Source organism: Flavobacterium sp. UMI-01, from assembly GCF_019656315.1.
Taxonomy (GTDB): Bacteria; Bacteroidota; Bacteroidia; order Flavobacteriales; family Flavobacteriaceae; genus Flavobacterium.
In genome coordinates this window covers 134,684-151,022 of sequence record NZ_BPLU01000008.1, presented here as the reverse complement: position 1 = coordinate 151,022, position 16,339 = coordinate 134,684, and the positions used below count along the sequence as shown (strand labels likewise).

Sequence of the window (16,339 nt, the reverse complement as noted above, 5' to 3'; positions counted from 1 at the left end):
CGCGCCTGATGATATAACAAAACAACAAAAACAAGGAGTAATCCTCTTCCTTATCTTTCCCTCTTAAATAGTTTTAACTTTGTCTTTTATTAGAAGAAACAAATATTGATTTTAGGTTAATATTCCAATGATTTTCTTAACCTTAACTTTAGTTTTGTTTTTCCTCATTTTCTTTAATTTGCTCAAATTCAAATTAAGATTACATTGAAAAAAAGAAAAGTGGAACTGGTTGTGATTTCTGATACACATCTTGGTACATACGGAAGCCATGCTAAAGAATTATACAAATACTTATCTTCAATAAAACCCAATACTTTAGTTTTAAATGGTGACATCATTGACATTTGGCAATTTAGAAAATCCTATTTCCCAAAATCGCACTTAAAAGTTATTCAACAAATTATTACTCTCGCCTCCAAAGGTACCAAAGTGTATTATATCACTGGCAATCACGATGAAATGCTACGTCGATTTACGGACTTAAACATGGGCAATTTTTCCCTAGTTGATAAATTGGTCTTAGAATTAGATGGAAAAAAAGCTTGGATTTTTCATGGTGATGTTTTTGATGCTTCAGTACATCATGCTAAATGGATTGCAAAATTAGGCGGTTTGGGTTATGATTATTTAATCCTATTCAATAGGTTAGCCAATTGGTTTCTTAACAAAATGGGGAAAGAACCCTACTCTTTTTCCAAAAAAATAAAAGCAAGTGTAAAAAAAGCGGTCAAACACATTTCTGATTTTGAAGAAACAGCTACTGAACTTGCTATTGAAAACCACTATGACTATGTTATATGTGGCCACATACACGAACCTAAAATTTTGAATAAAATCAATAGAAACGGAAGCACACTTTACCTAAATTCAGGAGATTGGGTCGAAAACCTAACTTCGTTAGAGTATAATAAAAAGAAATGGAAAATGAGACGTTATGATGAATCTAATTTTGTAAATTTTGTGAGTCCTACCGATGAAGAAGAGGTCTTGAACCATAAATTAATTGCTTCAATTTTATTTTCTAAATAAACAAAGTGCAATCATTTTTTAACCATTTTATCTCATTTTATTTTGACTCTCGTAAATATCTGACATTAAATTCCTTATAAAATTTTCACTGCTTTTTATACTAATTCAACAATTATAGCTTAAATTTACCGTTATAATTTTAATATAACATTGTTAAAACTCAATTAAATTATGAAAAAACTTATTTTATCAGCCTTTATGTTAATGGGATTAGCATTTAGCACACAAGCGCAGGATATTTCAAAAAATGCTTTAGGATTGCGTTTTGGGGACAATGATGGTTTTGGTGGAGAGATCTCGTATCAAAGAGGATTATCTAGCAACAACCGTTTAGAATTAGATTTAGGATGGAGAAATAGTAACAATGTAGATGCCTTTAAATTGACAGGACTTTACCAATGGGTTTGGAACATTGATGGAGGATTCAATTGGTATGCTGGTGTCGGTGGTGGTGTTGGAAGTTGGAGTATTGACAACAAAAACTTCAATGACAGTGGTTCTTTTGCTTTTGCTGCTGGAAATGTGGGTATTGAATACAACTTCGATATTCCGTTGTTAATTTCTTTGGATTTCCGTCCTGAATTTGGAGGAAGCGGTTATTACAAAAACAATTACGGTTCTGATATCGCTTTGTCTTTGAGATACCAATTCTAATTTTCAACTACAATAAAACTGAAGGCTGTCTTTTTCGACAGCCTTTTTTTGTTATAATTCTCAAAAAGCAGCTTAATCATTGGTAAATACCTGTGTAAAAGTGTAAGTTTGTGAAAACACATTACTTGCCAGTAGGCAGACGGAATGCTTTTCTCTTATGGAATCTCAGTTCAATTGAATAATTTTAATCAAACCCATAAATTAAAAAATAAATATGCCTTCTTTTTCATTTAATCATGTAGCGCTATCTGTAAAAGATGTTGAGGAATCGGTACTTTTTTACCAGAACGTTTTTAATATTCCAGAAATAAAAAATACCGCTTCAAATTCTAAAACGAGATGGCTGGCTTTTGGAGATAACAAACAGTTGCATTTGATTCCACGTCCTAATGAAGAAATCAAAATTACCAAAGCAGTACATTTTGCCCTTGCAACACCTGATATCGATTTGTTTGTAAAGCATCTAACCCATTTACAAATTAAATATAGCGATTGGATGGATGTACCTAACAAAATGTACCTTCGAGATGATGGCATAAAACAAGTTTATTTTCAAGACCCTAACGGATATTGGATTGAGGTTAACAACGACATCTAATTAGTCCCAAATCTGATTATAATTTCAAATTATATTACCTTTGTTTTTTTATTCAAACAAATATAAAAGCAATGAGTATTTTAGAATTAATCCAAAAGAGATACACCGCCAAAAAATACAATTCAAGCAAATCAATTCCACAAGAGAAAATTGAAGATTTAAAAGAAATATTACGCCTTACTCCTTCTTCGATTAATATCCAACCTTGGAAATTTACGTTTATCCAAAATCCTGAAATAAAATCACAATTAGCAGCCGTTTCAATGCACAATACGGAAAAAATCAACCAAGCCCAATTGCTCGTTGTTTTTAGTGTGGCTGATGACTTAGAAGCATTCCAAAAAGTGGTTGACGAGGAACTCCCTCAAGCCCGAAGAGATTGGTACAACCAAATAAAAGCAAATACACCTGAAGCCGAATTAAAAATTTGGCTAGCAAAACAAGTCTATATTGCCTTAGGAGTAGGCTTAACGGCTAGTGTTGCCTTAGGACTTGATTCTACCGCAATGGAAGGAATCGAAGCCGATAAATACAGTGCTATTTTGAATATGAGTACTTACAAACCTCTTTTTGCAATGGCCGTAGGCTATGGTTCCGAAGACGATTTCAATCGATTAGAAGTAACCCCAAAATCAAGACGATTAGCGGCAAGCGTTATCGAAACATTGTAATTTATACCAAAACAAACCTCTATTTAACCCATAAAAAACTCGGGAATGCTAGTAAGTTATTGTACTAACATTTCCCTGTTTTTTTTACATCAAGCAACAACCAAACATGAATTATAAAGGTATTATATTTGATTTAGACGGAACACTTATTGATTCGCTGGAAGATATAGCAGACGCTATGAATACTGTCCTGAACACCTATCAATTCCCTACACATACATACGAAACTTATCAATATTTCATAGGTAGCGGTCTTCGAAATTTAGTACAAAAAGCACTTCCTCTTACACACAAAAACGAAATTACAATCGAAGAAACTTACCAGGAGATGATCACCGTTTATACGCAAAATTGCACCTGTAAAACCAAAATATATCCAGGAGTTTTGGAATTAATTACAACATTAAAAACACTAAATATTCAATTAAGCGTGTTTTCTAATAAAGCCGAAGAATTAACCAAAGCAATTACCCAAACCCTTTTTCCTGATGTTTTTGATTCAATATTGGGATTAACCACGGAACCGTTGAAAAAGCCCAATCCTACAAAAGCAATCGAAACAGCAAAAAATTGGCAATTAGAACCAAATGAAATTGTATTTGTAGGCGATTCCGACATTGATATGCTGACTGCTACAAACGCCAATATGTATGCGGTAGGTGTAAGTTGGGGCTACCGAACAGAAGAAGAATTGGTAGCTGATGGAGCTCAAAAAATTATCAACCATCCTATGGAATTACTATCAATACTGACTCCTTAAAACAAAAAACATCAAATTTAACCCATCCTCCACCGGAAGTTAAGCAGTACTAATAAGTTTCCATACAAACTCCTATTTTACTATTTCAATTATTCTTTCTAAATAATGGAATAAATTACCATTTTTGGCAAAAAAGTTGTGTGTATTTATTTCGATAAAATATTTGGATTTTATCGAAATAAACTACTCCAAAAAAACTATTTTTGATTTTGATAAAAAACATCCCAAAAATGACTCGTAACTTTTCAGTAGCTGTACTTTCTTTCTTTTTGGCTACCTTCTTTTCAGTTTCCTTAGCACAAGTGAATTCTTTGCACCCCAAAAACGAATTTAGAGCCATTTGGATTGCAACTGTAGTCAATATTGACTGGCCAAAAACCAGCACAGATGCCGTTGAAAAACAAAAAGCTGATTATATTGAAATATTAGACACCTACAAAAAACTCAATTTTAATGTTGTTATTGCGCAAATCCGAAGTGTAGGCGATGCTTTTTATCCTTCTAAACTTGCGCCTTGGTCTCGCTACCTAACTGGAAAAGAAGGAAAAGCACCAGACCCTTATTACGACCCATTAGAATGGATGATTGAACAAGCACATTTGCGTGGCTTTGAATTTCATGCTTGGTTCAATCCTTTTAGAGCCACATTTGACCTAAAAAAAGAAACACTTAGCCCCAACCACGATATGATTAAACATCCCGAATGGATGATAAAATATGGTGAAAAATATTATTATAACCCAGGCCTCCCCGAAGTACAAAATCATCTTGTGGCAGTTATAGAAGAGGTCGTTAAAAACTATGATATTGATGCTGTCCATTTTGACGACTATTTCTACCCTTACAAAATACCAGGACAGGAATTCAATGATGCTGCAGCTTATAAAAAGTACGGTAACGGATTATCTCTTTCTGACTGGAGACGTTTGAATACCAATAATTACGTTAAATGTACTAACTATGCCATCAAAAAAATAAAACCATGGGTGCAGTTTGGCATTAGCCCATTTGGTGTTTGGCGCAATAAATCTGTTGATCCAAAAGGTTCTGAAACACAATCAGGTCAAACCAATTACGATGACTTATTTGCTGACCCAATGGCTTGGATGGAATACAAATGGGTTGATTATATTTTACCTCAATTGTATTGGAGCATTGAACACAAAACAGCTTCTTATTCAAAATTGTTAAAATGGTGGTCGGAGAATTCGAATGGAAACACGGCAGTCTATATTGGAAACAGTACCTATAAAATCAATAATGACTCGGATAAAAAATGGACCAACCCATTTGAAATTCCAAACCAAATTGATCTTAACAGACAATACAAAAACATTCAAGGGAATGGTTTTTTTAGTGCCAAATGGTTCTTAAATAACCAAAACAAAGCGGTTACTACAATTTTGGCTCAAAATCAATACAAATATCCTGCCCTACCCAATGTGGTGCCTGGTTTTAAACGCAAAGTAGAGGATGTGCCTGTGGTATGGGATATCACAACTCAAAATGAAATGGCGGATGTTATTTTAAAATTTCCAGAAATCAACAAAATGAGATACGTGTTGGTCTATGGTGTTAAAAATTGTAACAAAATTGACGTATCCAATCCTGCTCACATTATCGACAAAATTGTCATTACGGCACACAAAGGAAGCATCAATATCACCTTACCTAAAACGTATTTAGAGAAAAATAACAGTTGTGCTGTTTCTTATATTGACTATTATGGAAATGAAAGTGAAGCCACAATTGTTTCCATATCAAAAAATCCTAAAACGATTCTAAACCAAATCACCTATGAAGAATAATACCAACCCTTGGTACTGGATACCTGTACTGAACTTTGCTTCAGGATTGCCTTATGCAATTATTATTTCGGTTTCGGTTATCATGTATAAAAACCTAGGAATCAGCAATGAAGACATTGGAGTTTATACCAGTTTATTGTACTTGCCTTGGGTGATCAAACCTTTATGGAGCCCGTTTATCGATTTGTATTCTACCAAGAGAAAATGGTTTTTGGCTATGCAATTATTGATATCAATTGCCTTTTTGATTGTAGGACTTAGTATTCCTTTGAATCATTTTTTCATGATCAGTTTGGCTTTCTTTTGGATGGCGGCTTTTGCCTCAGCCTCAAATGATGTGGCCAGCGATGGCTTTTACATGATTGCACTCAGAAAAGAACAACAATCTTTTTTCCTAGGTATTCGAAGTACTTTTTACCGCCTTTCGATGTTGACTGGAAATGGTTTAATTGTCATCATTGGAGGGTATCTCGAACAAAAATACGGTGACAATCAAAAAGCATGGTCTTATACCATGATTTTTGTTGGTTTGTTGATGACTGTTCTCACCATTTACAACTATTTTGCAACGCCAAAAAGTGAAGCCGCCAACAATGCCAAAGCTTCGTACTCGGATTCTAAAAAGAATTTCTTTGTGGTTTTTGGTAGTTTTTTTCAAAAGAAACAAATTGGCCTCATCCTTTCGTTCATTTTGCTTTTTCGTTTAGGTGAATCGCAACTATTAAAAATGTTAACGCCCTTTTTGATTGACCCAATCACTGTTGGTGGACTCGGATTAACCACTCAAGATGTAGGGATTATCTATGGAACCTTTGGCGTTTCAGCCTTAACCATTGGAGGGATTTTGGGTGGAATCGCCATTTCTAGAGATGGTTTAGGCAAATGGATGTTACCAATGATTTTGACCATGCATTTACCCATTATTGGTTTTATATTATTAGCTTTTTTTCATCCTGCGTCCATATATTATGTGTATGCTACAGTCATTGCCGAACAATTTGGTTACGGATTTGGTTTTGCTGCCTTTATGATGTATCTCATTTATGTTGCTGATGGTGAATCCAAAACCTCTCATTACGCCATAGCCACTGGATTTATGGCATTAGGAATGATGTTACCTGGAATGTTAAGTGGTTATATTCAAGAATTTTTAGGTTATGGAAACTTTTTTATCTGGGTGTTTTTAGCCACAATTCCAGGATTGATTTTGTCGCGCTTTTTAATCTATCCTAAAGATTTTGGAAAAAAGAAAGAAGAGCAAGAAGAGTAAATAGCAAATTCAAATCCTAAATCCTAAATCCTCAATCCCAAAATGACTGTTGAACAAAAAATAGGGCAATTCTTTTTTCCAGCGGTATTCATCAATGATACGGAAGAAAACATTCAGGCTACTGAACAATTAATTCGGGAGCATCATATAGGCGGACTTACTTTTTTCCATAGCCGAGCCAGTGCGGCTACCAATTATGAAAGCAAAAAACCTATCGTTTATAACGACGACAGTTACGAACGGTTGAAAGATTTAATCGTTCGCTATCAAAAATGTGCCACTACTCCTCTTTTAATGAGTATTGATGCCGAATGGGGATTGGCTATGCGTGTTGAAAAAACGCCACAATATCCGTACGCAATCACATTGGGAGCTTTGCCTGAAAACCAAGCCCATTTGGTTTACGAAGTAGGAAAGCAAATCGGATTAGACTTAAAGTCGGCGGGAATTCATTACAATTTAGCTCCGCTGGCGGACATCAATAACAATCCTAATAATCCTGTAATTGGCTATCGTTCGTTTGGTGAAAACAAAGAAAAAGTAGCTCGTTTTGCCCTAGAATATTTACGAGGAATGAGTGAAGTAGGTGTTTTAGGCTGTTTGAAACATTTTCCTGGACATGGTAATACCAATGTAGATTCGCATTTAGGCTTACCCATTCTCGAAGAAAGTTTGGAAGAACTATTGGAAAACGAATTATTTCCATTTATTGAAGGCATTAAACAACAAGTCGATTCTATTATGATTGGACATCTGGCTGTGCCAGCATTGAATAACGGAAAAAACACATCAGCAACCTTATCTAAGGCGATTATTGAAGAGCTTTTGCGTAATAAACTTCAATATGACGGCTTAGTAATTTCGGATGCTTTAAACATGCATAGTGTGTCCAAATTATACCAAACCAAAGGACAATTAGAATGGGAAGCTTTTAACGCTGGAAATGATGTATTGTGTTTTGCCGAAAATGTAGCCGAAGGGATTCAAGAAATTCTCAAAAATGCTTCGCCAGAACGCATTGAAGCTAGCTACAACCGAATCCTAGCGTGCAAGAAAAAAGCAGGATTGTTTGACACAAAATCGGGAACCATGGGCCAACTGGATTTTACCGCAGCATCTCTTTTGAATCAAAAAATAGCAACTTCCTGCATTACAACGATAAAAGACAACTACAATCTCGAAATGGTTTTGGAAGCTTCCCAAAACAAAAAACTGGGAATTCTAAGTGTTTACCAAGAGGGTACCAATGCATTTAGCCAAACGATTGCAGCGACTACTGAAGCACCAATTCTTTCTGTAACCAACGGAAGTTCTGAGCAAATTGCAGCTTTTACGACTAACGTAGCTCCATTGGACACCCTCCTTATTGCTTTATTTGTCCCCAAAGCCAAACCTTTGCAAAATTTCGAAATTGAAGACAGTATATTGACACTTTTAAGTACTCTTTTTACAACCAAAAAATGTATCTTCTACCTTTTTGGAAACCCTTATGCTTTACAAGTGATTCCTCATTTAAATTCGGCAGAAGGAATTATACAAGCGTATCAAAATTTTGAAGAATTTCAACAATCCGCGGCTCATGCATTGTTAAACAAAATCCAAGCTACGGGAAGTTTACCAGTAAATTTGACTGTTTGTTAAATCAAAACTAATCTCCTAAAACCACATTTATGGAAATAAAAATTCACAGAAATAAAGAGTTATCAGTAGGAGAAGCCTTAGTTCCGGTTTTTGCGATTATTATTTTACTGGGATTTAACGTCTATGTGTTTGGCGACGATGCTTTGAGTGGTAGCAATCAATTTGTATTATTGATAGGGGGTGCTATTGCTGCTATCATTGGTTTTTTCAACAAAGTTAGTTTCCACAAAATGATGGAGGAGGTAGCTAAAAATATCCAATCAACGGTAGGAGCTATTTTAATTTTACTCATGGTAGGTGCCTTAGCGGGTACTTGGTTTGTAAGTGGTATCATTCCCACTATGATTTATTACGGTTTACAAATTTTGAATCCCACCATTTTTTTACCAGCCACTTTAATCATTTGTTCTATCATATCCATTGCTACAGGAAGTTCGTGGACAACGAGTGCAACAGTGGGAATTGCGCTTATTGGTGTAGGTGGTGCTTTGGGTTTTGACTTAGGGATGGTGGCGGGTGCGGTGATTTCGGGCGCCTATTTTGGTGATAAATTATCCCCTATTTCTGACACGACCAATTTAGCTCCCGCTATGGCAGGAACTGATTTGTTTACTCACATTCGCTACATGATACTCACCACTACCCCTACTTACATCGTAACCTTACTTATTTTCATCATCATGGGATTGAATGTAGAAAGCAAAGGCGATGTCAATATAAACCAACTCTTAATCGACCTGCAATCTACATTTAATACTTCACTTTGGTTGTTTGCTGTTCCTGTATTGGTAATTGGACTTATCATAAAAAAGACCGAACCTCTTATCGCCCTTTTTATCGGAACGATTTTAGCCGCTGTATTTGCGCTTTTTTTTCAACCTCACATCATCAATCAAATTGCAGGAGTATCCGAAATGACATTAGAATCAGGGTATAAAGGAATCATGAATGCCATAACTCGAGAAGTTGTGGTGCCAACCAATAACAAAACCTTAGCCGACTTATTTACCTCAGGCGGAATGCAAAAAATGCTCGGTACAATTTGGCTCATCCTCTGCGCAATGGTTTTTGGAGGAATCATGGACGCTATTGGTGCCTTGGCAAGAATAAGTCAGTCCTTATTAAAAATTGCTCATACTACTTTTGGGCTGTTCGCTTCCACCGTGGGAAGTTGTTTAGCAATCAACATTACGGCTTCGGACCAATATTTATCACTAGTTATTCCAGGTAAAATGTTTGCCAAAGCCTATCAAAAAAAGGGACTAGCACCAGAGAATTTAAGTCGAACATTGGAAGATTCAGGAACTGTTACCTCTGTTTTAATTCCGTGGAATACTTGTGGTGCATACCAATCAGGCACTTTAGGAGTGGCTACAATTGAGTATTTACCCTATGCCATTTTTAATATTTTAAGCCCAATTACCACCTTGTTGTTTGCAGCATTCCAAATTAAAATCAAACAATTAATACAACCTGAAATTCAAGAAGTCTAAGTCAATATGTTCTTGTATTAATCCGTTAAAGGAACCACAAAATATTTTTCCAACTAATTATCGCTCCAAATAATGCTGCTTTTTAAAATAAAACAATGTTAAAATTTTCTATTCCTTAAAAAGAAAATGCCCACCTCTTTTCTGACTACTCTTTTGATTTACAAAGAATAGCCAATCCTTTTTCTTTCATTTTGTTTAAAACTAAAAAAATAACGTAAAAAATTACTTCATTTTAACGCAACCCTTTTTTTGCTGTGGTATCTATATTTTGTGTGCATCAACCAATAAACAGCACACATAAACTGTAAATGTGACACAATTAATACCCCAAAATGAAAAACGACAGCTTAAAAAAAATCTTTTTAGAAACACATAACATTAAAAATTTACGAACCGGTTTTGGTCAATTTAATTACAATTTAGCTAGAGCCTTAAGTAAAGAAACAGAATTCTTACAAGACCACGAATTGATTCTAAATTGTAACAATCCTGTAGTGAAAAGCGAAATTGGCACTACTCTATCGTATCATAGGTACCGCCCCATTACCCGATATCCTTTTTTTAGAATTAAAAAAAAATTCAGCATTTGGCATTCGGTCAATCAAAACACCAAAATCGAACCTGCTTCATCTAATATTCCGTATGTATTGACGATTCACGATGTTAATTTCCTTGAAGAAGAAACAGGAAAAAAATTAGATTTTAGAATCAATCAATTGAACAATAAAATTAAGCGTAGCTCGGCCATTGTTTATGTATCAGAATTTGCCATGTTCAATACCCATACTCATTTTAATGTCCCCAATATTCCTGAATATGTCATCTACAATGGCAACAATTTCAATTACCAACACGCTAAACATTCGGAATTGTATTGCTCTGGGGTGGTTCCAGAGAAGCCCTTTATCTTTACCATCGGACAGGTTGTCGAAAAAAAGAATTTCCATACTTTAATTGAAATGCTTCCGTTTGTTCCTGAGGTAGATTTAGTCATTGCAGGAGATTTAAAATCAGAATATGCCGTGTTATTACAACAAAAAATACAGGCTTACAAATTGGAAAAAAGAGTTCACCTTCTAGGTTCCATAACGGAATCAGATAAAATTTTCTACTACAAAAACTGTTTGGCTTTTTGCTTTCCCTCACTAAGAGAAGGTTTTGGATTACCTGTTTTAGAAGCAATGACTTTTGGTAAACCTATCTTTCTTTCAAACAAAACTTCGTTACCCGAAATAGGCGGAAAATATTCCTTTTACTGGGAAAATTTCGAACCAAAATACATGGCCGAAATCTTCCTCCAAGGCTTATCGTTCTACAATCAAAATACTGAAATGTACGCAACAGCATACCAAAACAGAGCACAAAAGTTCACTTGGGAGAACGCAGCCAAAGAATACCTAAATGTTTACAAATCTGTTTTAAATCAGTAACATCACTTTTTACAATTTACATTTGAATGAAAAATTTTAACCGTTTTCTTAAATACCTAAAACCTTATAAAAAATACCAATTTTTAAGTATTCTATTCAATATTCTCTATGCCCTATTTTCATCTATATCGATGTTATCATTGCTCCCGATGATTAAGGTTTTGTTTGAAGAAAGCATCAAAATAAAAGAAAAACCCACCTTTAATAGAATTCAAGATTTTGACATTCATTATATTGAAAATTACTTGAATTTCTATATCACTTCCTTGAGAGAAAGCAAGGGGGAACTCATTACTTTGATTACCATTGTGGGCTTTGTTTTAAGCACTTTTTTATTGAAAAATTTTTTCAGTTACTTATCCATTTTGTACATGACCTATCTCAACAATGGGATTTTGAAAGATTTACGTCAAGATGTATACAACAAAGTCATTACGCTCAATGTAGCTTTCTTTTCTAAAGAACGTAAAGGAGATCTTATTGCTCGTATGACCTCTGATATAAACACCATCAAAACTTCATTTATGAATGTTTTAATGATGATTAGAGAACCTTTAACCATTCTGTTTACATTAATAGGGATGGTTGCAATTAGCTGGAAACTCACCATTTTTGTGTTCTTCTTTATTCCAATTTCAGGCTATTTGATTTCTAAACTCAGTAAAGGAATCAAAAGCCAATCAGGTGATATTTTTGCATTAGAAGGACAATTATTATCTAACATTGAAGAAACTCTGGGAGGAATCAAAATCATCAAAAACTTTACTTCAGAAAAATACTTTTCAAAAAAATTCAATGCTTTTACTAATGACATCAATGACCTGAACAATTCCGTTGGAAAGGTCATGAGTTTATCCGCTCCTGCTAGTGAATTTTTGGGAATCCTAGTGATTTCCATACTATTGATTTATGGGGGCTCACTTGTACTTGTAGAAAAATCACTAAGTGGAGGCGCATTTATTGCTTATATGGGATTGGCTTACCAAATCCTAACTCCTGCCAAAGCCATAACCCGTGCACACCAATCCTTATTAGGAGGAAATGCTGCTTATGAAAGAGTTGCTTTTATTTTGGATGCTCAAAATCCTTTGAAAGACCTCCCTAATGCACATGTTATCAACGATTTTAATCATGAAATAAAATTCCATAATGTTTCTTTTAAATACAATGATGATTATGTTTTAAAGAACTTTTCGCTTACGATTCCTAAAGGAAAAATGGTCGCATTGGTGGGACAGTCAGGTAGTGGCAAATCAACTATTGCTAATTTGATTACCCGTTTTTATGACGTGACCGAAGGATGCATCACTTTTGATGGAATTGACATCCGAGAGGTAACTACCCAATCATTGCGAGAACAAATGGGGATTGTTGCCCAAGACTCCATTTTATTCAATGATACGATAGCAAATAATATTGCTTTAGGAATAGAAAATACGACTCAGGAAGAAATTTTAGCAGCTGCCAAAATAGCCAATGCGCATAATTTCATTTCTGAATTTCCGAACCAATATCAAAATAATGTAGGAGATGGAGGTTCCTTACTTTCGGGTGGACAACGCCAACGCATAGCTATTGCAAGAGCTGTAATGAAAAATCCCCCTATTATGATTCTAGACGAAGCCACATCTGCATTGGATACCGAATCAGAAAAATTAGTTCAAGTAGGACTAGAAAACATGATGGAAAACCGAACCTCAATAGTAATCGCTCATCGATTATCAACAATTCAAAAAGCTGATTTAATTGTGGTTATGAACAACGGCATGATCATCGAACAAGGTACTCATGAAGAACTCTTGAAAATGCAAGGAACCTATACTCATTTGGTTTCTCTACAATCCTTAGAAATTAATTAAAAAACACCTAAATAATCATGAAAACTCAACAACACGGCATCAATATCATTGGTTATACAGAATCTGAATTTGGTTTAGGTGAAGCGGTTCGATTAAATTGTAAAGCAGCTAGAAAAAAAAACATTCCCTTATGTTTGATAGATTATGACCAAATAAAACGGAATCCTAATTACCAATACCGTTTTGATTATGCTGTCAATTTAGTTCAAATAGCACTTGGTGACTTGGAATCATTTTTTGCCAATATTGACAGTAATTTATTTAAAAACAGATACACCATTCTTTTTTTAGTATGGGAATCAGAATATATTGCCCCTGAAATCATCCCTAATTTACAACTCTTTAACGAAATATGGACTACCTCAGAGTATTGCAAATCCATCTTTAAAAAAGTGTTCACTGACCCCATTATTGTGGTTCCGCATCCCATCGAAATGGAGCTTATTGCTAATCCAACCAAGAACACTACCTCGTTATTTAACCCCAATGCTTTTAGTTTTCTGTTTGTTTTTAGCTACCATAGTTCTATCGAACGAAAAAATCCCTTTTTTCTAATTGAAGCTTTTAAAACCGCTTTTGGTAATAACAATCAAGTCGAACTGGTTATTAAAACCGTGGGAGGGCATCAATACAAAAAAGCCAAACAACGCCTTCTCAAGAGCACTGCAAACGCTACAAATATCAAAATCATTGACCAAGAAATGGACAAAAAAAGTGTCAATGAGCTCATTCATGCATGCGATGCTTATGTTTCATTACATCATTCAGAAGGTTTTGGGCTTACACTTGCCGAAGCTATGTTTTTTGGCAAACCTACTATCGCTACTAATTATTCTGGAAATACAGAATTTATGACTACCCAAAACAGCTATCTCGTGGATTATGAATTAGGATTTATTGAAAATCCAGACCATAACTTTTGCGCTAATACACTTTGGGCCAACCCCATTTTAGAAGACGCTGTGGCGAAATTAAAAGCCGTTTACGAAAAAGAAGAACAAAGAACTGACAAAGCCACATTAGCCAGCCTACAGATAAAAGAACAACTATCTTTTGAAAGTATTGGCAACATAATATTCGAAAGAATTAGCTACCTCTATACCCATTTTGATAAAGTGGTAACCAAACAAAGTCAATATAATTACTTTCTGAACCAATTGTATTGCACTAAAGCGGAAAATGCAAAGTTGAAACGCGAAATTCGAAGAATGAAAAAAAATCTCATCATTCGTTTTATCGTTTATTTGAAAGATACGACTCGAAAAGTAAAATCAAAAATAAAATCCTAAAAAAAAAGCCGCTTAGTCTAAGTAGAATGCATTGTGTTTCGCTAGGACTATGCGGAATGTACTTTTAATTTTTATCTTCTAAAAGTGGAACAAATCTGAATTCGCCTAATTCGTGTTTTTCAAACTGCGTTTCGTTTTTACGAATCAATAAGGTCATAATCTGAACCTCTTCGCCCAACGGAATTACCAGCCTACCTCCTATTTTTAACTGTGCCATAAGTGGCTGCGGGATGAAAGGTGCACCAGCAGTAACAATAATACTATCAAAAGGAGCAAAACCAGGCAATCCTTTGTAACCATCTCCAAAAGTGAGATGTTTGGGACGAATGCCTAATTTAGGCAATAAGGCCGACGTTTGTTTAAACAACTCATTTTGCCTTTCAACACTAAATACTTTGGCTCCCATCATGCACAAAACAGCAGTTTGATATCCCGAACCTGTTCCTATTTCGAGGACTTTATCATCCTTTTTAATTTCTAATAATTGGGACTGAAAAGCTACCGTATAAGGTTGAGAGATGGTTTGTCCTGCCCCTATCGGAAAAGCTTTATCTTGATAAGCATACGCTTCAAAACTAGAATTAAGAAAGAGATGCCGAGGGATTTTGCGAATCGCTTCTAAAACATTTTTATCAATTATTCCTTTTTCTTGTAAAACGCTTACTAATTGATTACGAAGTCCTTGATGTTTTGCAGTATCTTTCAATGTGAGGTATTTATATTTTGGTAAAAATAACAAAGAATTTCAAATTTCATAGCCTCTTGCAAGCTTAAAAAATCAACTCATAATTGTAGGCCTAGTTATTCCATTTTTCTATTTAATTGTTATTTTTGTAGAAATTACATCATTATGCTGAAAATTGGAGTATTAGGTGCAGGCCACCTTGGAAAAATACATTTGCGTTTATTACAACAATCTGAAAAATACGAATTAGTAGGGTTTTATGACCCCAATCAAGAACACGCCGAAAAAATTTCAAAAGAATTTGGATACCAACATTTTGATACCATTGCAAAATTAATTCATGCCGTAGATGTAATTGATATCGTTACTCCAACCCTTTCTCATTACAAATGTGCCAGAGCCGCTATCAAATCAGGCAAACACGTTTTTATTGAAAAACCCATTTCAAATACTGTTGAAGAAGCCGAAGAAATTATCGCTCTAGCAAAAGAATACAACGTCAAAGGACAGGTGGGACACGTAGAACGATTTAACCCTGCGTTTATAGCGACTAAAAACATGATTGAAAACCCCATGTTTATTGAAACCCATCGTTTGGCTGAATTTAATCCTCGTGGAACTGATGTTCCTGTCGTTTTAGATTTAATGATTCACGATATTGATGCGATTTTGAGTGTAGTAAATTCACCTGTAAAAAACATCTCGGCTAGTGGTGTCTCTGTTATAAGTGAAACACCTGATATAGCCAATGCTCGTATTGAGTTTGAAAATGGTTGTGTTGCCAATTTAACTGCAAGCCGTATTTCCTTAAAAAATATGCGTAAGAGTCGCTTTTTCCAAAAAGATGCATACATCTCTGTCGATTTCTTAGAAAAAAAATGTGAGGTGGTTAAAATGAAAGACGCACCAGAAGTACCTGGTGATTTTGATATGATTTTACAAAATGCCGAAGGAGTTAAAAAGCAAATATATTTTTCTAATCCAGAGGTAAGTCAAAACAATGCTATTCTGGATGAATTAGAAACATTTGCCGATGCTATCAACACAGACACAACCCCTATTGTAACTCTAGAGCAAGCAACAGAAGCACTCAAAATTGCGTACCAAATTATTGATTGTTTTAAAAAATAAAATGAAAATTTAGTTTAAAAG

Annotated in this window: 14 protein-coding genes; 13 read left to right on the top strand and 1 reads right to left on the bottom strand. The window is 34.9% G+C overall.

Annotated elements, in window-relative coordinates:
- The first annotated feature begins 204 nt into the window (after positions 1-204).
- The 12 genes from K5R64_RS04995 to K5R64_RS04940 all read left to right on the top strand — a co-directional run bounded on the left by K5R64_RS04995 (position 205) and on the right by K5R64_RS04940 (position 14,502).
- Positions 205-1,029 carry a UDP-2,3-diacylglucosamine diphosphatase gene (locus K5R64_RS04995; RefSeq protein WP_220761506.1) on the top strand — a complete coding sequence of 275 codons (825 nt, stop codon included), beginning with the start codon at positions 205-207 and terminating at the stop codon, positions 1,027-1,029.
- A gap of 171 nt (positions 1,030-1,200) precedes the next feature.
- Complete coding sequence (locus K5R64_RS04990; RefSeq protein WP_220761504.1) at positions 1,201-1,683, top strand: hypothetical protein; 483 nt, start codon at positions 1,201-1,203, stop codon at positions 1,681-1,683.
- A gap of 214 nt (positions 1,684-1,897) precedes the next feature.
- Entirely contained in the window at positions 1,898-2,281 is a 384-nt protein-coding gene (locus K5R64_RS04985; RefSeq protein ID WP_220761502.1) for a VOC family protein, read from the top strand.
- 71 nt (positions 2,282-2,352) lie between these two features.
- The gene (locus K5R64_RS04980) at positions 2,353-2,952 is read left to right on the top strand and encodes a nitroreductase family protein (protein ID WP_220761500.1); all 600 of its coding nucleotides are present in this window, start codon (positions 2,353-2,355) and stop codon (positions 2,950-2,952) included.
- 106 nt (positions 2,953-3,058) lie between these two features.
- Entirely contained in the window at positions 3,059-3,712 is a 654-nt protein-coding gene (locus K5R64_RS04975; protein ID WP_220761498.1) for an HAD family hydrolase, read from the top strand.
- Between the two features lie 230 nt (positions 3,713-3,942).
- The gene (locus K5R64_RS04970) at positions 3,943-5,520 is read left to right on the top strand and encodes a glycoside hydrolase family 10 protein (protein WP_220761496.1); all 1,578 of its coding nucleotides are present in this window, start codon (positions 3,943-3,945) and stop codon (positions 5,518-5,520) included.
- A complete protein-coding gene (locus K5R64_RS04965; RefSeq protein ID WP_220761494.1) occupies positions 5,510-6,790 on the top strand; it encodes an MFS transporter in 1,281 nt (426 codons plus the stop codon). The genes K5R64_RS04970 and K5R64_RS04965 overlap by 11 nt, the downstream gene beginning before the upstream one ends.
- Positions 6,791-6,832: 42 nt before the next feature.
- Positions 6,833-8,431 (top strand): glycoside hydrolase family 3 protein, encoded by a 1,599-nt coding sequence (locus tag K5R64_RS04960; protein WP_220761492.1) that lies wholly within the window; start codon positions 6,833-6,835, stop codon positions 8,429-8,431.
- Positions 8,432-8,460: 29 nt separating this feature from the next.
- Positions 8,461-9,924 (top strand): Na+/H+ antiporter NhaC, encoded by a 1,464-nt coding sequence (gene nhaC / locus K5R64_RS04955; RefSeq protein WP_220761490.1) that lies wholly within the window; start codon positions 8,461-8,463, stop codon positions 9,922-9,924.
- A gap of 332 nt (positions 9,925-10,256) precedes the next feature.
- A complete protein-coding gene (locus K5R64_RS04950; RefSeq protein WP_220761488.1) occupies positions 10,257-11,354 on the top strand; it encodes a glycosyltransferase family 1 protein in 1,098 nt (365 codons plus the stop codon).
- A 26-nt stretch (positions 11,355-11,380) separates the two neighbouring features.
- Entirely contained in the window at positions 11,381-13,213 is a 1,833-nt protein-coding gene (locus K5R64_RS04945) for an ABC transporter ATP-binding protein (RefSeq protein WP_220761486.1), read from the top strand.
- Between the two features lie 17 nt (positions 13,214-13,230).
- A complete protein-coding gene (locus tag K5R64_RS04940; protein WP_220761485.1) occupies positions 13,231-14,502 on the top strand; it encodes a glycosyltransferase family 4 protein in 1,272 nt (423 codons plus the stop codon).
- Between the two features lie 64 nt (positions 14,503-14,566).
- Here the strand turns inward: K5R64_RS04940 and K5R64_RS04935 are convergent, their stop codons facing one another.
- The gene (locus K5R64_RS04935) at positions 14,567-15,208 is read right to left on the bottom strand and encodes a protein-L-isoaspartate(D-aspartate) O-methyltransferase (RefSeq protein ID WP_220761483.1); all 642 of its coding nucleotides are present in this window, start codon (positions 15,206-15,208) and stop codon (positions 14,567-14,569) included.
- A gap of 144 nt (positions 15,209-15,352) precedes the next feature.
- Here K5R64_RS04935 and K5R64_RS04930 point away from each other — a divergent pair, with 144 nt between their 5' ends.
- On the top strand, positions 15,353-16,318 hold the full coding sequence (locus K5R64_RS04930; RefSeq protein ID WP_220761481.1) for a Gfo/Idh/MocA family protein: 966 nt from the start codon (positions 15,353-15,355) through the stop codon (positions 16,316-16,318).
- Positions 16,319-16,339: the final 21 nt, after the last annotated feature.